Genomic DNA, 21,857 nt, shown 5'->3' with positions numbered 1-21,857 from the left:
TTGTTTCTGGGACATGGCGACTCGAATGGATTCACTTGCAGTGAAAACATGTCTTATAAAAAAATGAAGCCCAATTTCCAGGATGATTCCTAACAGGAAAACTTTATAGCGAATGTTCATGGTAATTCCCTCTTTTCAGACCGGCAATTTGCTTGATGATTTGATTAACCTTGAATTTTTTTTTGCCAGCCCTTTATAATTTTATCCGATTCAACCCCAAAAACCAGTGAAAAAAAAGGTGGAGTTTTGGAAATCCAAAGTCGCTCCGGCCAATACTGCGATTTGAATAACCCTGAGTCACAAGAGATATGTTTCCATCTGACCTAGTCATGGAGCCGCTGATGGCCGGACCAGCGGATATGGCGGAAATGTCCTGCCTGTATCCATGTTGTTTGCTCGCTTCAAAACTCGTCACTCGATAGAAATGATTGTAATTTACATATGTTACCAGGCCATGATCACCAGCGTAGAAAGACGATCCGGTTTCAGGAACCGAATCGTTCCACAAAGGTGTGATGCTGCTTGGGCTGTATTCATACCAGCCACTGCCGGAATACCGACAATTGAACCCTGCATGTTCAAGTCCTTCAATCGGCAGACCGACATATTTGTAGGTGACGTAATCAGTGGTGTGCAGCAGTCCATATTGATTGCAATGCGTCGAATCGCTCTGATCATTGCAGATGCCGTGCAGATAGAAATCCGAAGGAGTCCCAAAATGCTCCATAGAAAGCGACACATCGCCGTATGCAGGAAAATATGAGGGCGGATACCCGACCTGGCCCAGCACGAATTCCAGATTGCCTGTACCGGGCTGGTAGCGATTCGTGGCATAATATGCCTGGCCCTGATAAAAATAAATACTGTTGCTCAGATTGTTGAAGCTGCCGCTTGCGACAAGATTCCAGGTATTGCCTGAATCATTACTATGGTAAACCGCGTTACTGGTGACAACTGTAAATGAATCAGGATCGAGCAGCAGGTATTCATAAAAAGGCAAATCTTTTTTAACAAGGCTCCATTTGGCATTAGGCAGATAACTGGCGTGTTCGCAGCAGACCGCACCTGTCATGGTTCCGCTGATCATACCTGGAGTGGCATACCCATTGGCTGCATCCTTGAAAACAATCTGATAATTAGTCCCTTCAGGCAGGGTCACGCTTTGATCGAATGACATCCAGTCTGTTTCCATAGTATCAGCGCTCAATTTCCAGGCTCTGGTTTCTCCAGAATCGGATCTTGGCAATGTACTGGGATACGGGACAATGGAAAGTCCTGTCATTTTCCGGGTATATTTGAAATCATACGAATTGTCCTGATCAAGAATCAGATCCGCTGGAGCAGGAGCTGTCCAGCCTGTCGCAGCTCTGAAAACTACTCTGGCCTCAGTTTTATGCGGGAAAGTATAATTTTTATCTGTTTCCCATGAATCATAAACATTTTCCAGCATGAATGCTCCGCCTGCTGCCACAGCTTCGGGAGGGCTGACTGAGATCTGCGAATTATGCATTATCTGCACGTAACTGACAGATATATTGATATCAGTGTTTTCCATTGTGCCTGATACAGCATCCGGAGTTATCCAATATCCGTCTTCCATGTAGAACATGTCATTCAATCTGGGGACATTTTTCAGCAATTTTTTAAATGAAATCGTATATGGCTGGCCTTCCTGAATCTGGATGGTTTCTCCGCTTTTTATCTGCCAGTCCGGCCTGCTGACTGTTTCTGACCAGTATGCACCTGCGTGATTCGCTTCAGGAGGTTCGATGCTCACTGTGATGTTGCGGTAACTCGGGATATACTCCCCGATCGGAGAATTTGAGCTCCCGGAAATGCCTGAGACAGGTGCAGGGGTTTTATATCCTGTCACACCAATGAATACTACAGTGTATGCAGTACCTTCCTGCAGCTGCACAATTTCACCATCCTTGAATTCCAGATTCTCGAATCCTTTTGGTTCAATGATCTTCCATCTGCCTGAGGGAAGGGTTAGACCTCCGCATTTGGTGTAACAGGCGAGCGGGTAGTAAGCTTCCCTGTATATTCCGTAGACAGTGGTTTCACCGGTTGTGATAGTAACCATCCGGCCCGAAGGAGTTGACCAGCCCTGGACAGGATTGAACTTGATCCAGTATGTGCCTGGCTTGACGGAATAAGTGCCAAAGGGGGCAGTGCTGCCGACAGGGAGAAAGGAATTCTGCGGCTGGCTGAAGGCATAGCTTTTTTGGAGCGGATTCCTGTTGATGGGAGCCATGCTTTTTTGTGGTCTACTGATGCTGGCTGATTTTGGGGGATAAGATCCTGAGACATAAGTCAGAAACTCATCCAATGCATAAAATCCATTCACGCGATGCATAAAATCCCAACCAGCCCCAATGTTTGTAAAGTCGACCAGCCAGTAAAATTGAGGGTTGCAGTTCATAATGTCGAAATAGCCGTTCGGGCCATTACCCCCGCTGCCGTTGATGGATTTCACTCCGAGAGTGCCTGATATGACTTCAACTGCAAAATCTTGCGAGGTAGTGTTCAATGAAACGTCCCATACAGTAATTGTGCAATGATAATCTCCATTTTGAGTCAAAAGGTAATCAGGAAAAATAAATAAATGATTATTTGTAATCGATAAGTTGTTCAAATTCATTTTTTGAAGAAGTGAATAAGTACCATCTTCATTTCTATGGCGTATTTCTAACTGTGCTTTCAAGATACCTGAATCTTGATCATCAGCTTCAACGCAAACAGTTAATTTCTCACCATTTTTAAAAACGGTTTTATCATCTGGCTGAATCGATGCTATTTTTGGTGGTGCAATTACAGCATCTTCCATATTTAACCACATCCCAAGAGGAGATAATAAATAAAACTTCTCATTTAACTCTGAAACTGCCACTATCGAAGAATGACCGAATCTATATGCATATTCTACCAACCAAGCACAACTGAACTTATTTTTTTGATCAGTAAAATCTATATACTCTCCAAAGTTTGGTTTATCAAAATGACTTGGACCTATAAGTAATCTTTCAAACCATGTAGGATAACTATCTGCTTTATCCATTAAATAACAACAGATTAACTTTCTTTGATCATATGAAAGACTTTGTGACCCAGCTCCCCAATACTCCATACCTTCTGATTGTCCCCAATGACGATATGGATGTGCCTTGAAGTCAATTAGATCTAAATAATGAACAGCACTGGGTTCTTCTTCTATGGTGCTTTCAATCACTGTCCCAGGAGTCTTTAAATCACCAGTCAATTTATTTAATAAAGGAGAAATATTTAAACCATGATCACCATACAATGCACCAAAGTAACCTATCCATACTGCATTATGCCCTACAAATTGAGGGAAAGAAAGATCAAATGACCCATTAGGGATATCTATGTGGGAAAATCCGGCCGCCAGATCTCTAAATAAAACATCTCCAATTTCACCTGGGTTGCTTGCATCTGCATAAATTCCTTTGGCATTCGCAGAAAACAAATGAAAAAGCAACATAACAACCAAACACCCTTTTTTCAATTTACCTCCCTTACTCCCAAAATTTCGAATGCATATACGCGCAAACAAAAAAAATAGAGAAATTTACGAAATTCAAAATAAAACCATTCAATTTTATAAACAACTCGCGTTTATCTTTCCTCTTGTCAAAGAAGACTAAAAATATGTATAATATAGCTATAGTGGAAATCGCCGACAGGATTGCATCTTGTTCCTGGTACAATAGGTTCGAATATTCAATAAAATTTGCAGTAATCATAAACACCATATTTGCCATTGATTGAGTGATAAATAGTGTTATTGAAATCGTAATTATTGTTAACACGTTGATGAACATGGTTTTTGAGTGGAAAAAGTTAACAATTCTAGAGATCAATATCACTGAGAAATTTTTTTCTGCAGATGAATTTGTATCTTGTGAGGAAAATTTAGTGATTTCTTGCTTTTTTGGTACTATTGATACCTGCTTGTCAGAAAATTCCTTGTTGTAGAAATCCGCAACGGAAGTTGTTGGATAATTACTCACCCAAAGGTATAGAGTTTTGATCAAATAAAACAATATTATCAACGAGAATACACAAAACAACAATCTGAAATTATTCATTGATAGTAAAGAATTCTCACCAAAATCATTGGTACTCAGATTAAAATAAGCAGTATCGCAAGGGGGAAATAATGCAAAATCAATATATACAAATTCTAAAGCTACTACTCTTAAAAACTTAACAGTTAAATTTTCTGTCTTCCCACAAAATTCCAAGAAAATTAATCCAGTTGAAATCAAATAAATATACCAAAGATTTAAAAGCGATGAATCGTTAGCTTGAAGAGACAAATATTTGTAAAATTTTAAAAAAGGATACTTATCTATTATTTTTCCTGCAGTAAGTAATAAATCCATCATGTTAGCAAATACTGCTAAACTTAAAATCAAGCTGATAATTCCTAGAATTGGGAACCAATGTTGGCAGTTTTCTTTATTTAAATTTTCGTTCATTTCCTATCCTTTTCGGATTCGATTTTTAGTGCTTTTTCTTCTAGAGTTTTCTTCAAATAGGTATCAGAAGTATTACTTGATCTCTGCCTCATAAGATCGATTGAGTCTATGTCGTTGGCTGCAACAAATATATCAGCTACCAGACCAGCTCCAAAATCATCCAATCTTAAAAATTCTGCACGGATTTTTTTTACAACAGTATCTGGCTTGGTTTTTTCGATAACTTTAGCTGCTGCATTTCTGATGTGAGGAAATTCACTAACATTAATTAATAAACCATACAATTCTTCGTAAATCAGATCATTATTAGAAAACGAAGCTGCCATTACAGAATTGAACCTGACCACTCTTTCATTAGATTTCAAACCCCTTTCTATAAATGGTATTGCTTCAGATGGGCTGATTTTAGCCAAACTTAACATCGCTACACCTCTCGTTTTTTCGGAGTTATTACTGTCGCTAATTATTTGTTTTAATGAACTCACAATTACTTCATCTGAATTAAAACCTCTTAATGAATAACTCGCAGCAGTAATAATTTCATCGCTTTCTGGTGGATTACTATGAAGTATTTCAAGCAAAAGATCTTTTGTTTTGTCTCTTGTATATTTCCCACCGATTAATGTTATGGCTATCTCACGCAAGTTATCTTTTCTGTCTGCCGAAATTTTAAAGATTTTTTCTTCAGATCTCTCATCATCAAAAACAGCTAAAGCTTGAATTGCTGTTGACCTGATCTCTTTTTCTTCGATTTTGTCACTCAGTATCACAAGCGGATCGATCGCACGCGGATCTTTGCTCCGCCCCAGCAGTTCGATGGACACAGCTCTGAGATAGCCGAGAGTATTATCCTGCGCAAAATCGATCAGCGGTTCTACCAGCTCTTTATAATGCAGAGCCAGAAAATTCATGCCGTTTTCGAAACCTTTTTGATCTTGATTCTGCATGGCCTGCAGCAAATCATTCAATGCTTTGAGATATTCATCCTTTATCTTTCCGATATATTTCTTCAGATAATCCCTGAGCCATACAATCTTGTTTAGATCAATTTCAGAGGTAGACACTGTCTCTATGGTTGGTGCGCTGACCGTAAGGACAGACCCTTGTGTCTGCCCAGTATCCTGCGTCTGGCCAGGTTGCGACGATACTGTCTGCGGTTGATTAATCGGCTGCACCGGGGTTTGGGTGACCTTTGGTGTGAGGTCACCTCGCCCATCCTGTTTACATGCCACTGTCTGCCTGATCAGAAAATACAGGCCCAGGGAAAAAAGAATGGCAATCAGGGTGATTTTCAAGCGATTGTGCATTTATCCTCCAGGGATTTGTTTTCAATGAATCTTTGGCCGTTTGTTCGGTCTCTTCTTCAGACCGGCAATTTGCTTGTTGTTTTGATTAGCTGAGATTTTTTTGCCTGCCACTACTAATTTTATCCGATTCACCCAAAAAAACCAGGTAAAAATAAGGTGGAGTTTTGGAAACCCGTAGTATGAAGCAACCCGTGTTGGTTGTAATGCAACTGTCCGGTTTTTTCCGGCCAGTGCTGCCTTACTTTTTCAGCACAAGTTTGTCGGCCGGGATGTTGGTGTAGATTATTTCCTCACCGAACACTGTGCAATCGTATTTCAGGGTAGCCAGCAGTTCCACGTCATCACCCTGAGTGGCGTCTGTCAGGGTAATATCGTAATCGCCGGGCGGCAGATAACCGGCAGAGTCGTTTCCCACAAAGTAGAAAAGGCGCTTCCCCTTCATCAGGTATTTGTCCTGCTTCCTGTCGTGGATATTGATCATCAGCCCCATCTTGATTGCAGGCGGAATCTCATTCCCGTCATAAGCCACGATCACCTTGGAAAATCTGTACTTCAGCACCTGCGGTTTCCCTTCTTCCACATTTACATCAGCGTAATAAATCGTCTGCCCGTTGTCTCCGATTTCCATGATGTACTCGCCCGGCTCCACGTCGGCCAGCCGCTCATTGTCGCCCAGGCCGTCGGGTGTAGTGCTGAAATTGTAATATTTATGATTGTAGCGTCCCCTGAGCTTGGCCTCGAATTGGACGAAGGTATTGTCTTTGGTGACTGTATATACATAAAGTCTGGAAGGCTTCACGAGCGGCCGCTCATGCACGACTTTCTGGTCGCTGAGAGCAGTGAAATTCTCGTTCACAGCATGCGGTTCGAGAGTGAAGTTCCCTTCCCCGTCGTTGATCCGGCCCTTGCCTGCCACCTGCCCGTTCACCAGCACCTTGAAATTGCCGTTGACCGGATGCCCGTTGGCATCTGTGATGATCACCTTCACACCCTGCTCACGGTCCGGCTTTGTCGGCATCACGTTCTCATAGTTGAAATACTTCCCCTCTCCAAAATCAGGTACTTTGAACTCGCGGCTGGTGTGAAACTCAGCGTCTTTCTGAGTGAGGTCCATTCCCAGGTTGAGGGTTCTGCCGTCATAGACGAGATAAGGAGAATAGAACCGCAGGGTATATTCCCGCGAGAGGTTGTCAGCGAGCTTTCCATACAATGCGCTGAGATCCTTGCCCTTGGGCATGTAATAATAAAAGCCGTCGCCTGCTTCCGAGATCTTCACCAGCACGTCCTTGTCAGAATCGGCTCCCAGTGCGATCGTATAGACAGGTATCGAAGATTCCTTGATGAAATCAGTCAGCTGCTTCATAGTATGCTTGGAAAGCGGCGGCGAACCGTCATAGGTCTGATCTATGCCGTCTGTGAGAGCGATCAGATAACGCGGCGCGCCTTCCATCCGGTTGAGCGATTCCAGGCTGTTGTAAACACTGTCGTAAAAAGCTGTCGCTCCCTTAGAAGAAAGTTTATCCACAGCATCCTTGAGATAAGTCTTGTCCTGGCTGAAATCGCAGAGCGGAGTCATGGTGCGGTCAAAGGCGATCAAAGAGACTTTGAAATTGTCGGGCAGCAGGTCGATGAAATATTTGGCGGCTTTTTTGAGGCCCGGAATCTCATCGCGCATGCTGCCGCTCTTGTCCAGCAGAAGCAGCACATAACCCTGGCCGGACTGGCGTTTCAACTCAAAATCGCTGATCGGGGAGCACAGCCTCAGCAGCAGCTTGTCGTCTGCCCCGATGCTCTTGGCTTTTCCCTCGTCGTCCATCACCGCGAAATTGATCTCCACATAAGGATAATTCTTGGTGTCCACCTGATGGACCAGGATCGACTGGGCTTGAAGTGACAGTGCAGTGATAGTCAGTAAAAAACAGACGATCGTTTTCATTTTTATCTCCTTGAATTATTTATTTTATGGCGATCCACCCGTAAAGACGTGCCATGGCGCGTCACTATATTTAATCGATCATCTTTCATTTCGATAAGTCCAGATAAAAATAGCACAGAGCAGTACAGCGATAATTAATAATATTTTTTTTCATAGACTTATGATGGTAAATATTATTTCGCTCCAGCACGCAAAAGTAAGCGAACAATTTCGTTGTGTCCATCCCCACTTGCGATATCAACCAAGCTGTCTCCATTCTTATTCCTGAAACTCAAGTCGGCTCCTTTTGAAATCATAAGTTCAACCATTGAATAATCATCATCTTGGATGAAAAAAAGTATTGGAGGTGCGATTTTCTTCCACTTTGCATTGACATCAGCCCCTTTTTCGATCAATATTTTTGCTGTTTTTCTTTCTCCGGCTTTTTTGTACATGTTATTACCCTTGATAAGCGAACAATGAAAAGCAGTTTCTTCATTTTTACTCACTACCTCTATTGAAGCACCGGAATTCAAAAGAAGTTCAACTATATCCGGATTATCGACAACTGCAGCGAACATCAGAGCAGTTTCGCCTTCGTTGTTCACGGCATTGACATCTGCTCCCTTTTTAATCAAAAGAGCTACAATTTCAGAATACTGATCATACGCTGCATTCATCAGAGGTGTCTGCGTTTTAGCATCTTTGAGATTCACATCTGCGCCATTTTCGATCAGCATTTTCGCTATATCAAACGCAGCAAGATTTGCTCGGGTTGTGAATTTAGTAAGCATCACTTCTGTTGTGTTTCTATCACCAGCTTTTTCGGCAAAGTAATTTCTATGAAATGGCCATTCTCTTCTTTTCAAGGCATAATGGAGAGCATTTTGACCGGATTTGTCGCATAGATTGACGTCCGCTCCTTTCTTTATCAATTCGACTACTACTTCTTTTAATTCATATCGAGTGGCGATTATCAACGGAGTGCGCAAATTCCGGTCTGTTTCCTGATAGTTATCTGTTTTGCAGATCAATTTAACTACCCTGTCATTGTCAAATTTCAGGTCTGGATTCAATTTCCAGTCTTCAAGAGCGTCAATCAAAGTCTCCTTCTCAGACATGCCGGATATTGACCATGAAAAAAAAGAATGGGCTGGACAAAGACATTTGACGCCTCGCGACCTGGAGTTTTTGATCAGATACTGGGTCACCCGCCAGTTCGGAAAGAAACTCAGAAGCTGGCATTCAAGAGACTGATGGCGATCGGCAATGTCAATTTTATATGTATAAAGAGACGCAATACTGTCTGGAAGATACCCAATATCTTCTATCCAAGTGTTTGCCTGATTTTCAAGATATCTCCGATTTTCCCGGCAAGTCCTGTCTGTCCAGATAAAAACAGCACATATCAGTATTCCGAAAATTAAAACCAGTTTTTTCATAGATTTATTATGGGAGTAAGAGATTTTCATTCCCCTCGATTTTGTAAGGCATGTTCGGGACCTCGCTACCCGCCTGTTCGCATGCAGAATACACGGATGTGGGTATTTGCTGTTTCCACCCATCTTTCACTATTTTAAAAAAACTGGTAAAAAACACTTCTGCTGTTGGAACTTGGACAGTGTCCGTCCAGCCAACCAGGGCTTTAGATTTAAATACTTCTAACCACTTTCCACCATTTTCACCTAATGCAGATTCACAGGCATTCATTATCACAAACTTTGGGCACTGCTCATCTTCAAAAAATAAAGTCAGAGCCTTAATAGTATCAGGGAAAATCTCGCCTTTGGGTTCTATTCCTGACCAGACATCACTCTTGTCTTTGAAAACATAGAACATTGTTACATCAGAAATAGTTGCACTATGCCCGATAAAGTAAATCACGGCATATTTCGAGAGATCATAAGCATTCTTGCTGAAATTATCAAAGTTGCTGACAAAAGGCACGAAGTTCACTGTGACATTGTAATTGCAGTCAGTCATTTCCTTTACTGTTTTGAGCACTTCCTTAATGCCTTCAATGACCTGGTGATATTTGCCTGTGCAATGATAAAAAATCCGCTCAGTGTCCCAGAATATTGATGAGGCTGAAGGCATTTCGTCATTCTGCAAAGCGCAAATCACAAGCGCGCCCTTACCAGAAAATTCTCTTCTATTGATGCTGTATTTCCCGGAAGAATACTTCAACTCAATTTCACCGGCAGTAGTATTGTTGCTGGGATTGACTTTCAAGACGGTATATTCTTTTCCATGAAATTTTATCTGAGGATTGACGTAGTTCCATTCAATCGGGACTATTCCATCAGATAAATAGGTGCCTGGTTTGATTTTTTTGCATTCCAATTCTCTTTCTGATTCAGCACTGCTTGATATCTTTACTTTTACCGAATCAGTGCGGGCAAGACTATCTTTGATTTGAACATGAACCACAGTATTTTTTGTTGAATAATCTTCAGGACTTAAATCTCCGCAACTTGATATGTCGATAATCTGATTGGAAGCCAGATAAAGGTCATCTCTGATCTCACTTGTACCAATGCCCGGGCCTTTCCAGATTGGCAGTTCGATTGGCATTACAGCATCGGAAAAGTATATTTTGAATTTAATTTTGTCTTGTCCGGGTAAAATATTGCGGGTATTGCTTTGAATATCTGGCAGGGGATAGATTATCTCAATAGTGCTTAAACCATTCTCAGATTGGAAAAACCTGGAGTCTTTTCCAGTTTCCGTAAACTTTAAAACAGTTTCGTGAGTATCGTCATCTCCCAAAAAAATCAGTGTGAATGAATCAACTGAATCGTCAGTATATTTTGTCAGAAATTCAATTGCGTTTGATACCGGAGTTTCAATGGCAGGTGGTGGCCCACAATGAGAACCATCGTAAGGGATATACATCGGAGCTTTTCTGATCCTCTTCCCATCCTCATTCACCAAACTCACCGGCACCTGGTTGTCGCCTTCAATCCATATCTCAGCAGAAACTGCACGGGCACCATAACCACCGGCATCGATCAAGACCTTGGCTGTCAGGATCGTGTCCATGAAATCGCCGCTGCCGCCTTTGTAGGTCGCGGAGTTGCCTGTGAAATCAAAAACGTGGTTGTCGCCTTCATTCCCGCTGCATTCCCATTTCCATTCCCTGATCGAACCTGACGGCACCATGGCTTGGGTGTCGTCTGGGTAAACTACGGTGGCTGTGAAGGTTTTGCTTTCACCTTCAGCGATGGTGTCTACCATGGGGTCGATTTTGATACGCAGTACTTTACTCAGGGTCAGCTCCTTGGCTTCCAGCACATATTCGTCAAACCAGGTGCTGGCTGAGTTATAATCTTTCACAACCTTTGCCAGGTGCTGGTGTGCTGCCTGGGGATTGCCGAGGCCGAGTTCACACTTAGCCAGGCCGAGTTCTGTGCGACAGTAAAAATAAGGCTTTGAAAAGTTATCGATGTTCAACCCGTAAATTTTATTGTACCAGTCTTTTGCTTCAGTGTATGAGGCTTTGCCGTAAAGGGAATCCGCTTTTCCCAGGTGGCTGTATTGGTAATCACTTGTAATGTCTGAATAACCTGCTATGACCTGATCATAATTACTGATCGCCTTGTCATACTCTTCAAGCCCCAGGAAGATATCGCCGCTTGAGCGTAAACTACCGGCACAATAATAACGGTAACCGTAAAGAGTGGAACTGTAGCCTGGAACCTTGGCAAATTCGTCCACTGCGATCAAGCCGTATTTCCGCTGTTTTTCCTTGTCATTGGCGATCGAATTAAATGCATCGGACAGGTATTTGTAGTTTTCGCCGAGATGGTACTGGCTCTGCAGCTTGGAACTGTCGTCAGCTTCATTCATGTTTACAACCATTTTCCAGTAATCCGAACTGAGCAGAAAGTATTTTTCCACATTGGCTATGTCTTTCTCGTTTTGATACGAAAAGGCTATGTCGCTGCAGCTGGTAGCTGCCTGCATGGCGCTGGCAGGGCGGTATCTTCCGTTTGGAAAATCTTTCAGGTACTGGTCGCAGCTTTCTACAGCGAGCAGTAAATATTCACGTCTGTAATTCATCATGCCATTTTCATAATAACTTCCCATGTTGCGGTAACAGACGCCGATATCGAGAAGCGTATAATCATACTGCGCATTAGTAGGATAATTTGTGTAGAGTTCCTTATAAGCAGCGATTGCCTTGAGATAAAATCTGTCCTTGTCAGCTCGATTGTCCAAGATCGCTTGAACATCGTATTGATAAACGTAAGCTGCAGTATGGTAATTCAAAGGACTATCGCCACTCTCCGGGTAATCACGGGCTGCTTTCAAGTATTCCTCTCCGGCCTGGTCGTAGTATGAGATCCGTTTTTCTTTGGCCAGGCTTGAAATTCTCCCCAGTTGTGAGAAAGAGTAACCGGCTTCCCTGCGGGCATTCCATTGGGCAGGAGTGCTGTAGTTTGTATTCACAGGTTGCTGATACTCTGCGATGAAAGTTCGATAAGCATCGATGGCTTTATTGTAATAAAGCTCCTTTTTCTCGTCGCTGATCCCGGAAAGTGAGGCCAGCCAATTCTGGTAAATCGCACCGATCTGGTAGCGGCAATCATTACGCATATCCTGCAAGGGTGAAATTCCGATCACATCCTGGCAGAACTTCACTGCTTTCAGATAAGTGTCTTCAGTCGTGGGCAGATTACCACCAAGATGCCAATCCAAGCCGTATTTATAGGAATAATATTTTGTCGAATCACTTGAGTCTTTGACGATGCTTTCCTTGAAATAAAAAATGGCGTTATCATAATCGTTCAGCTCGCGATAACATTCTCCGATACGTTGATGGCAGTCATGTTTGATGCCATACTGGTAATCCACACTCAGCACTTGTTTATACAGACCAATGGCGTCCGAATAACGGCCTTCATTTTTGGCTTTATCGGCTTTACTCATGACAGTCGCAACTGTGTCTGCCTTTTCATTTCTTTTATCCAAAGACAGACCAAGAATATGATAAAGATCAAAAGCTTTGATGAAGAATTTCCGTTTTTTTCCGTAATCAGCGAAATTTTTTGTGGCAGTCAATTCGTTCAATGCCTGGGATTGGTAATTCACAATCAGCATGCCGTAACAGTCGAGCATCTGCTGCAGGGTAATGATACTTGGAGCAAAGCTGACCTGGGCTGAGTTTGCTTCTGAGATGATTTCTTTGATTTCACGGAGAAAAGGTTCGAGGTTCGGTGTACGAGGAGCGGGGTTCAAATTTTTATTCCGCAGGTTTTCATCAATTTTCATTGCTAGAGTAGAAAGGCCACTTTTCTGGTTCTCGGTTGAACGGTGGAAGAAATCAGTGAATTCGCGGAAAGGATGATCATCGTCGTTTTTCAGGGACTTGGCTATTTTGATGGCTATGGAAGTGGATTCGCGGTCGATTTCGTCGAGTGAGGCGGAGTAGATTTGCTCGATGGACTCCTTGAACATCTGTTCAGTGATCTGTTTGGAAAGATAAAGAGTCCAGAGAGAAGTATCGATCAGTCCATTCAGGGATTTAAGTTCGGTTAGACATGAAACGGTTTCAGAAGTATCTGAAGAGAAAGCTGCTGATTCGTTCAGGATAATGGGGGAAGAAAAAGAAGGTGAAAAACGGGGATTTGATATCTCTGTTTGATGCTGATCGGCTATATAATAATTAGAGAAAACAATGGTTGTCTGTGATGAACATATAAATGCGAATAAAAGCTCAAAACAAACAACAAACTTCACGAGACCTCCCTTTTCATTTACAAATAAAGATTACCGGATTTCTCTTAAAAATCAAGTTATATAAAACTTGGATTTTGATAAATTCTCTCGTGATTTCTATAGCTTCTCTTTAACGATAATTTCCAGGGCTTTCCGATAGTCTTCCATGGTGTCAATCCCGAATCCCTGGTATTCAGTTACCACTACCCTGATCCTGTGTCCCCTCTCCAGTACTCTGAGCTGTTCAAGCTTTTCCAGAGATTCCAGTTTCCCCTCAGGCCAGCCTGCGAATTCGAGCAGAAAGTTCCTGTTGTAAACATACAGCCCGATATGTGCTAAAGTCTCCACATCGGCTGAATCCCTGGGAAAAGGAATCAGGTTGCGGGAAAAATAGAGGGCATTGCCTGACTGGTCCAGCACCACTTTCACCTGGTTGTGATTGACTGCGGCCTTGCCAACTTTGACCTGGGTTGCGATGGTCCCCATTTCCAGCGACTGATCTGAAAAAAAGGGTTCGACTGCTTTCCTGATCACAGCAGGGTTGATGAACGGCTCATCCCCCTGCACGTTCACAATCAGCCGTTCGGTCAGGTCTTTTGCCACAACTGCCACCCGGTCTGTGCCGCTCCTGCAGTCCGCAGGTGTAAGCACAGCAGTCCCGTCAATATCTTCCACTGATTTTTTAATCCGTAAATCGTCGCAGGCAACGATCACGCGGGGAAAAGCCTCTCTCGCCTTCAGAAAGACGCGCTGGATCAGATTGTATTTTCCAAGCTGCAGCAGGCATTTTTCCGGCAGCCTGGTCGAAGAAAGACGGGCTGGGATTATCACTGCAACATCACGGTCAGTATAATTTGCCATGCAGGAATTTTATCAGAAATCAACTGAATGTACCAACGGTTAATCCACCCGTAGGGGCACTCCTCGCGGGTGCCCGAACTACCGAGGCAATCTCCAGCGATGAAAACGTACAGGACACAACCCCTGGAGAACGGGCACCCGCGAGGGGTGCCCCTACAGCATAAAACAAGGACTCCGTGAAAATGCCTCCTATCATTCGTTTGACAATTGCATCCAACATGAATTAATTTGAATCAAAACCTGCAGAAATCGGGAAATCCGGTGAAAATCCGGTGCAGTCCCCGCTACTGTAAGGGGAACGAAAGCGGAACGCCACTCTGTAAAGGGGAAGGCCCGCAAGTAGATACTGGGTGAAATCAAACAGTAACTCAGGCCTGCATGCGAGATTCAAGCCTGACGAGGCGGACATGAACGAGCGAACGAGCCGTACATAGAAGTACTGTGAGGAGCGAGTGAATGGCCAACGAAGTCAGGCGCAGAAGATCGCATGCAGGATGCCTCTAAGCCAGGAAACCGATTCTGCAAGGTCATCATTAAACCCTACGGAGGCATAGGCGTTATGAGACTCTCAATTTTTCCGATTCTCCTCTTCCCTCTTCTTCCAGCCCTGGCATCCACATCCACAGAAATCCTGACTCTGCCGGAAATCACAGTTTATTCCTCCCGCCTTCCTGCTGCGGACTCGTTTTACTACAAGCAGCGGCTTGGCAGGAACGACTTCAGCGGAGCAGGCGAATTGACCACAGCCCTGAAAACGATACCTGACCTTGACCTTTCATTTCACAACACACCATCCGCTTTGGCTACAGCCAAGCTCGAGGGAACCGATGCCAGGCATCTGCTGGTGAAATTCGACAATCTGAAACTCAACGATCTTTTCAACGGCACATTCGACCTGAGCCTGCTGGAGCCGGAAATGATCGGTAACCTGCAGGTTGTGCACGGCAGCGCTTCCTCGCTGTATGGCGGTGACGCACCGGGCGGGGTGATCGATGCGGCAAGTCCGGACTGCCTGGAAGATTCCGCAGGGATCAGTTTGGGCAGTTACGGTTATCAGAAGATTCAGGTCAGCCATAGGCTTTCTCCAGAATCATCGATCCTGGCCCTGCATAAGGATTATTCAGGAGACCGGCCGGAAGCTGACGGCAGGCAGAACACTTTTTTTCTGAGCGAAAAAAACGCTGCCTCTTCTTTCACAGCCTTGTTCACCGATAAAAACACAGGAACTCCCGGGAGCACTTCCAATTTTTTCTGGAATACGCTGGGAGACAGGGAAATGGACGATCTCAGACTGCTGTCCTGGTCCGGAAATTACACGGAGTATTGGAAATTGTCGCTCGGGCTTTTCGACAGCAGGCAGAAGCAGCTCGATTCGAGCATGCAGGCCACCAACTCTTTCCGCAGTACCAGAAGTAACTGTGAACTTCTCTGGAAAAAAAGCAATACTGCGATCGGTATCTCCAGGGAAAATTTCAGCGGGAACGCGGAAATACACAGTGACAACGACTATTCAACTACCTGGAATCCTCCTGTGGATACACTCGATTCGATCAACAGATCCTGTTTTTGCAATTCTATTTTTTCCGAGACTGTGATCTCTCACCTTTATCTCAGCGGCAGACTGGATGATGACTCAGGTTTCGGAAAAATTTTCTCGGGAAACGCAGGATTGAAATTCGGAGCTCTGACTCTGACTGAATACCTGGGCTACAAACTTCCCACTTTCAATGACCTTTACTGGCCGGGCGGAGGAAATCCAAACCTGACTGAGGAAAAAAGCCGCGGCTGCAGCGCCAGAATCAGTTCGGGAAAAGGATTTTCAGTCCGCTGTTTCAGGACAGATTATCGGGACCTGATCCAGTGGGCTCCAGTTAATGCCTGGCTCTGGCTTCCCTCCAATGTCGGAGCGGCCAGAGTCAGCGGTGTTTCTCTCGCATGCAAAAGAGGACATTTCACGACTGAAGGCAATTTCTGCAAGCCGGAAAACAGGGTGACTGGCGAGCGTCTTCTATATAAAGAATTCCGTTCAGCCAGAGTCTCTTATCAGAATTCCTGCACTGCACTGTCATATAATTACAGAGGCCGGGAACGGCTGCAGGATAATTTCGACATTCTGGGGAAAAAAGTCCCTGACTTCAGGAATGGGACAGGCACCTGGGACCTGAGGCTGTCAGGGCACAGGGCTTTCCTGGAAATCGACGATCTCTTCAACAGGGGGCTTTTGACAGTCAAAGAATACCCGAAAGTGAGAAGAACCTGGAGGTTGGGTTTCAGCGCGGAGTTCTGAGGTTCTGACACATTTTCATTTTGTGATTATCCACTATTCCATGAATTCCCGTTCGCTCCTGCTGGGAATAATGATGCAGTAATCGGTCTGGCTGTTGAAATGATATCCCCCTACATCCGGAGACGAGCGGACAAAGATTTCCTTACCCTTTTTTTCTCCCATGATTGAGCGCAGCCGTGAAATGTTCACCCTCAGAGTCACTCCGTCGCTCTCCACATCGTATTTTCTGCCCCAGACAGCTTCGAAGAGAGTAGCGAAATCGAAGATCTTGCCCGGCTCGGCGGCCAGGACATATAAAAGGGGTACCAGGGTGCGCTTCTTGAAGAATTTCACCTTCTTGCCTCTGATCAGCAGCTCATGCTCGATGAAATCTATGAAAATCTCGAATTTATCCCTCTCAGCTCTGGTATTGCCGAGATCCCGGGTGTCTGCGGATTTCTTACCCTTGGGAGTAATCAGGAAGAATCCTTTTTCTTCAGTGGTAAAAACGTAGTCCTCATACCATTTGAAAAGCTGCGCCACCCGTTCTTTAAGGGGATTCGGCACTTCAGCGATTTTTTTCTGATATTCCGCCGAGTAGTCGCAGGCATGTTTATCCTGCAGAAGTTCTCCTGTCCGGTACAGGAAATAAAGCGATTTGACCAGAAGCTCCTTATGGGTCGCAGCCAGAGCGAATTCCCGAACTTCTTCCAGATACTTAAGGGCAGGCTCACGCTCTCCTTTGACCAGCAGGTACTGGGCATATTCCTGTTTAAGCATGGCTTCGTACAGCCGGCTGTCCGCTTTAGTGCTGATTTCAAAGGCGGTGTGAAAATTTGCTTCAGCCTCTTCCAGCTTGCCCATTCTGGTCAGAGCCCGGCCGAAGTCGCAATAAATCACGGTCTTGAGCTTGATTTCACCGCATTTCTCGGCCAGTTTCAAAGCCTGCCTGTTATGCTGGAGGGAAGCCTCGTATTCGCCTTCCAGGAAAGAGATCCCTCCCAGCAGATTCAGATGGTAGATCATTCCCTGGTTGTCAACGATCTTTTCCTTGATTTCCATGGATTCTTTAAGCGCTTCCCGCGCCCGATCCAGTTCCTGCATATTGATATAGGTCATGGCCTTGTTATAGATCACATTGGAAAGCAGGCTGAGATTGTTGGTCTGGCGATAGAGTTTTTCCGCTTCCTGATAATATTCGATGGCTCTGTATAAATCTCCTGTGGTAGACAGCATCACTGCGAAATTGGAGAGTACCCTGCCTTTCATCAGAGGCCGTTCATGCTTTTTCAGCAGTTCCAGTGAGGAAAGATAATATTGTTCGGCTTTTTTCCAGTCGCCCAGATAATAATTACAGATAGCCATGCCGTTGAGGATTTCCAGCTGCTGAGCATCACCGTTGGGATTATCCTGCGCTTCAGTGAAGCCCTTCAATGCTTCGTGATACTGGCCTTTCTGGAGGCTGATCTTGGCACCGATGAAGATCTTGTCCTGGGGATTCTTGACTTCCCCGGCGAGTTCCTCGGCCTCCTTGAACTTATTCCAGTATATCAGCAGCCAGATCTTGATCTTGATCAGGTCTTCCCGGAAATTGTCGGCACAGTTCGCGATCGCATCGTTGACCAGGTGATAGAAGTGTTCGGTCTCTTCACCCTGCAGGATGAAATGCTCGTTGATCTTGATGATGACCTGGACTGCTTCCCTCACTTTGCCGGCTTCGTGGTAATGGTAGTACGCTTCCTTGAGCTCTGCAATCTCAGGAGGTGTTTTCTGGTGGAAATACTCGGCAGCCTGCAGATGCAGTTTTTTCAGGAATTTATCGTCCAGCTTATGGCTGGCATAGTCCTTCAGAAGGTCATGGATGAAAATCCGGCCTTCCTTATTGTATTCGATCAGATAATTATCGATCAGCTGGCGCAGGGCTTTTTTCAGGATCGGGGTGGCAAGCAGGGGATACTCCTCAGCCTTGATCGGGATCCGGATGATGGACAGGGACTTCAAAACTTCCTGTTCGCTCTTTTCCAGAATTTCCCAGACCTTGTCGAGCAGGAAGCGCTCCATCTCCTCCTCGAATTCTGATGAAGTGTCCAGCAGGGAATCCAGGGAGAATCCGCCTGAGACCATCAGGCTGATAAATAGTTTGATGGAAAAAGGGTGACCTTTGACTTTGTAATAGATCTTCGAGAATTTCTCTTCAGTCAGATCTTCGAAACCATGGAATTTGAGGAGCTTTTCGATCAGCTTGCGGCAGTCTTCCAGAGCCAGGCCGTCCAGGCGCCGTTCAAACAGGTCCACTCTGTCCAGCGGAGACAGGGCCACCCGTTTTCTGGTTGTGACCACCAGTTTACCTTTGGAAAGGAATTCCTTGGCCAGGCGGATGAAACTCCTGGAAGTTTCGTTTTCCACCAGGTGGAAATCGTCGATGAAAACCGCCAGGCAGTTCTTCTCGATCAGCCTGATCACGCCTTCAGGCGAACCTTCAAGCGTATCCGAAATTTCCTTGATTTTTCCGGCAAAAGTCGCCAGCTGCTTGATGATCTGGGCAAACAGGTCCTCCGAATTCCAGCCGTGCTGGCAGGTGACCCACATCACCTTGTCCTGGTATTCGGGCATCCTGGAAACCGAGTCTGCAAAGGTCAGGGCAAGCGCAGTTTTGCCGATCCCGGCCAGCCCTGCTATGATCATCACCTTCTGGGTAGGGAAAAAAGAGAGCAAACGGGCAATTTCCCGCTGCCTCCCATAGAATTCTCCTGGCGGAGGCGGTATGTATGGCATGGCAGTAATTTTATCGTTTTTTCAGCTGTTTGTAAAACGACCTAACCGGAGACCTTGGAAATAAAGGCGGAAAAGTTTAACTGATTGTAACAATTTGTAACAGACCGGTTTTCCGCTCTTCAGATTGTAACAATCTGTAACAAAGGTATAACTCTACTGAATCGACAAGTTACTCTTCGATCTTCTGGAATCCCAGGCCCAGCACTTCATGGGCGTCGCAGACGATCATGAAGGCGTGCGGATCAATGTCCCGCACGAATTCCTTCACATCATACAGCTGCCGCCGGTTGACCACGATCATCAGCATCTTGTGGGGCCGGTCAGTGAACATGCCTGTGGCATCGATCAGGGTAACTCCGCGTCCCAGTTCGCCCATCACTTCTTCGGCGATGAACATATACTGTTCGGAAATCACGAACACCACTTTGGAATATGAAAATCCATGCTGCACAGCGTCGATGATCTTGGAAGTGAAGAAAATGGTTATGATGCCGTATAGGGAAAGTTCGATCTTGCCAAGGATCGCTCCTGAGATCAGCGAAATTGTGAAATCCGTCATGGTCAGGGAAACACCCACAGAAAAGCGCATGTATTTTGAGATTATCTGGGCTACGATATCTGTGCCGCCTGTAGTCCCGCCGAACTTGAAGACAATTCCGATCCCGATCCCGCAGAGCACGCCTCCGAACAGGCAGGCCAGCATCGGGTCAGCGGTCAACCCCTTGTTTTCTGTGATCTTCATCATCACATCGATGAAAACGGGCTGTAACAGGATCACGAACACAGTCTTCATAGAGGATTTGCCGCCGATCAGCTTCGCCTGCAGCAGGATCAGGAAGACGTTCATGAAGATCATGGAAACGCCCACCGGGAAATGCCTGCCTGACATGTAATAGATGACTGTAGCTATGCCTGAGACTCCCCCGGCCACTATCTTGCAGGGGATCAGGAAGAAAACCAGGCCAAGTGCCGAGATCGCGGCTCCGATCATGATCGCTGCAAAACTCAGAAAATTGCGCCTCAGGTCAATTTTTTTCATGTGAGTATCTTACATCCGCCCGGTGTTCAATTCAAGTAGAGGCATGCCCTGGCATGTCTTTTACCCGGCGGAGGACTGGCGTTTCATACTTGCTTTTTAGATATGCTAAAATGTAATTGATGAACGAACAAAGGCAGACTCACACGAACATATTTCCAGCTGAACGCGTGCTGGAATGCCCGAAGTGCGAACACAAGGTCATGAAATCGCGGAAGATAGGGACAATACCTGTTGATGAATGCCCTGTCTGCGATGGGATCTGGTACGATTCGGGAGAATTGAAAGCCGCCCTCGGCAAACAGTTCGACTATGACCGCATGCTTTCACGCCTTGTCCGCAAAGGTGAAGGACATGCCTGTCCTGTCTGCCACGGCAAAATGACGCTGCTCGAATACAGAAAAAACCGTTTTCAGGTGCTGATCGAACATTGCGAGGAATGCAGAGGATTCTTTCTCGATAAAGTAGAGCTGGAACAGCTCTTCACACTGGAAAAGTATCTGCAGTCCCGCACACCGAGTTTTTTCAGGCCTCTCCCGGTATTCGAGCACAGCAACGGTTTCGATTACCCGATTCTCAGGCATTACAGGTCTTTCGACTGCGAACGCTCCGCTGAAGGCCTGGAAATCTCCATGGGGATCTATTTTTTCTGCCTGCTCACCCAGTCGCCTGTGGAAGTCTACAATCCCAGAAAACTGTTTCCTGACTGGCTGCTGTTCCTGGTGGGGATCAACATGCTGGTCTCGATAGTGCTCTATCTGCTGCCTTCCCAGACCGTCAGCATGGTCTTCTATACTTACGGTGCAGTTCCTGCGGAGCAGTTGAGCTTTTTCGGTCTGATCAGGCTCCTGACTTATTCCTTCCTGCACCCGAGCCTGGGCAACGCCCTGATCAACATGTACATCATCTGGATCTTCGGCGACAATGTATATGATGTCTTCATGGACCACGGCAGGCAGAAAGGTTCCCTGCTGTTCATCAGTTTTTACCTGACTCTGGCTGCGGCAGCCGGTTTTCTGCATTGCATTTTCTTCTACTTTTTCGGCAGCCTGCCTGAAGCAGGTGTGGCAGTAATTCCAGGCAAAGTAGCAATACCTGAGATTACATCAGCTCTGATTCCGCTGGTCGGTGCAGGCGGGATCGCGAGCGGACTGCTCGCGAGTTACTGGAAATTGTTCCCTAAATCCAGGCTTTTTCAGAATATTTTCGTTTTCCCGGTCAAGATCACCATGCCTCAATACCTGGGCTTCTGGGTGCTGAGCAACATCATGATGGCCTTTTTCTATGATATCCCTGCTCCGCTGAGCCTGGCCTGCCATCTGGGGGGATTCGCCGCCGGATGGCTGCTGCTTGATTATTTCCTGCCGTATAAATCCAAAGAACTTCAGAAAAAGGGATAGCTGTGATTTACAAAGTCGGGTCGATTTTAAAGCGACCCCTCTCCTTGGAATACTTCCAACAAAATGTTAAA

General features: G+C 45.2%; 11 protein-coding genes and 1 riboswitch. Of the genes, 2 read left to right on the top strand and 9 right to left on the bottom strand.

Annotation, left to right across the window (positions count from 1 at the left end):
- Positions 1 to 193 precede the first annotated feature (193 nt).
- The 7 genes from PHW04_08650 to kdsB all read right to left on the bottom strand — a co-directional run bounded on the left by PHW04_08650 (position 194) and on the right by kdsB (position 14,309).
- On the bottom strand, positions 194 to 2,533 hold the full coding sequence (locus PHW04_08650) for a hypothetical protein (GenBank protein ID MDD2715947.1): 2,340 nt from the start codon (positions 2,531 to 2,533) through the stop codon (positions 194 to 196).
- A 1,006-nt stretch (positions 2,534 to 3,539) separates the two neighbouring features.
- A complete protein-coding gene (locus PHW04_08645) occupies positions 3,540 to 4,505 on the bottom strand; it encodes a hypothetical protein (GenBank protein MDD2715946.1) in 966 nt (321 codons plus the stop codon).
- Entirely contained in the window at positions 4,502 to 5,812 is a 1,311-nt protein-coding gene (locus PHW04_08640) for a hypothetical protein (protein MDD2715945.1), read from the bottom strand. Before PHW04_08640 ends, PHW04_08645 begins: the two co-directional genes overlap by 4 nt.
- Positions 5,813 to 6,050: 238 nt before the next feature.
- Complete coding sequence (locus tag PHW04_08635; protein ID MDD2715944.1) at positions 6,051 to 7,748, bottom strand: VWA domain-containing protein; 1,698 nt, start codon at positions 7,746 to 7,748, stop codon at positions 6,051 to 6,053.
- A gap of 173 nt (positions 7,749 to 7,921) precedes the next feature.
- On the bottom strand, positions 7,922 to 9,169 hold the full coding sequence (locus PHW04_08630) for an ankyrin repeat domain-containing protein (protein ID MDD2715943.1): 1,248 nt from the start codon (positions 9,167 to 9,169) through the stop codon (positions 7,922 to 7,924).
- A gap of 7 nt (positions 9,170 to 9,176) precedes the next feature.
- Positions 9,177 to 13,469: a hypothetical protein gene (locus tag PHW04_08625; protein MDD2715942.1), complete on the bottom strand. Its 4,293-nt coding sequence runs from the start codon at positions 13,467 to 13,469 to the stop codon at positions 9,177 to 9,179.
- A 96-nt stretch (positions 13,470 to 13,565) separates the two neighbouring features.
- Complete coding sequence (gene kdsB / locus PHW04_08620) at positions 13,566 to 14,309, bottom strand: 3-deoxy-manno-octulosonate cytidylyltransferase (protein MDD2715941.1); 744 nt, start codon at positions 14,307 to 14,309, stop codon at positions 13,566 to 13,568.
- 213 nt (positions 14,310 to 14,522) lie between these two features.
- Positions 14,523 to 14,846, top strand: a riboswitch (cobalamin riboswitch).
- A 22-nt stretch (positions 14,847 to 14,868) separates the two neighbouring features.
- Between kdsB and PHW04_08615 the strand changes: the two genes are divergently transcribed.
- Positions 14,869 to 16,596 carry a TonB-dependent receptor plug domain-containing protein gene (locus PHW04_08615; protein ID MDD2715940.1) on the top strand — a complete coding sequence of 576 codons (1,728 nt, stop codon included), beginning with the start codon at positions 14,869 to 14,871 and terminating at the stop codon, positions 16,594 to 16,596.
- Between the two features lie 33 nt (positions 16,597 to 16,629).
- Here PHW04_08615 and PHW04_08610 read toward each other — a convergent pair whose 3' ends face one another.
- Both PHW04_08610 and PHW04_08605 read right to left on the bottom strand, forming a co-directional pair.
- Positions 16,630 to 19,350: a tetratricopeptide repeat protein gene (locus tag PHW04_08610; protein ID MDD2715939.1), complete on the bottom strand. Its 2,721-nt coding sequence runs from the start codon at positions 19,348 to 19,350 to the stop codon at positions 16,630 to 16,632.
- Between the two features lie 169 nt (positions 19,351 to 19,519).
- On the bottom strand, positions 19,520 to 20,389 hold the full coding sequence (locus PHW04_08605; GenBank protein ID MDD2715938.1) for a YitT family protein: 870 nt from the start codon (positions 20,387 to 20,389) through the stop codon (positions 19,520 to 19,522).
- A gap of 119 nt (positions 20,390 to 20,508) precedes the next feature.
- Between PHW04_08605 and PHW04_08600 the strand changes: the two genes are divergently transcribed.
- Positions 20,509 to 21,786 (top strand): rhomboid family intramembrane serine protease, encoded by a 1,278-nt coding sequence (locus PHW04_08600; protein ID MDD2715937.1) that lies wholly within the window; start codon positions 20,509 to 20,511, stop codon positions 21,784 to 21,786.
- Positions 21,787 to 21,857: the final 71 nt, after the last annotated feature.

Source organism: Candidatus Wallbacteria bacterium, from assembly GCA_028687545.1.
In the GTDB taxonomy this organism is placed as follows: domain Bacteria; phylum Muiribacteriota; class JAQTZZ01; order JAQTZZ01; family JAQTZZ01; genus JAQTZZ01.
Note: the sequence above shows the minus strand (reverse complement) of the source record. Positions and strands in the feature narration are given on the sequence as shown.

Coding starts and splice junctions, on each gene's coding strand:
- PHW04_08615 (MDD2715940.1), top strand. CDS start 14,869: ATGAGACTCTCAATTTTTCCGATTCTCCTCTTCCCTCTTCTTCCAGCC.
- PHW04_08630 (MDD2715943.1), bottom strand. CDS start 9,169: ATGAAAAAACTGGTTTTAATTTTCGGAATACTGATATGTGCTGTTTTT.
- PHW04_08610 (MDD2715939.1), bottom strand. CDS start 19,350: ATGCCATACATACCGCCTCCGCCAGGAGAATTCTATGGGAGGCAGCGG.
- PHW04_08605 (MDD2715938.1), bottom strand. CDS start 20,389: ATGAAAAAAATTGACCTGAGGCGCAATTTTCTGAGTTTTGCAGCGATC.
- PHW04_08600 (MDD2715937.1), top strand. CDS start 20,509: ATGAACGAACAAAGGCAGACTCACACGAACATATTTCCAGCTGAACGC.
- PHW04_08640 (MDD2715945.1), bottom strand. CDS start 5,812: ATGCACAATCGCTTGAAAATCACCCTGATTGCCATTCTTTTTTCCCTG.
- PHW04_08635 (MDD2715944.1), bottom strand. CDS start 7,748: ATGAAAACGATCGTCTGTTTTTTACTGACTATCACTGCACTGTCACTT.
- PHW04_08645 (MDD2715946.1), bottom strand. CDS start 4,505: ATGAACGAAAATTTAAATAAAGAAAACTGCCAACATTGGTTCCCAATT.
- kdsB (MDD2715941.1), bottom strand. CDS start 14,309: ATGGCAAATTATACTGACCGTGATGTTGCAGTGATAATCCCAGCCCGT.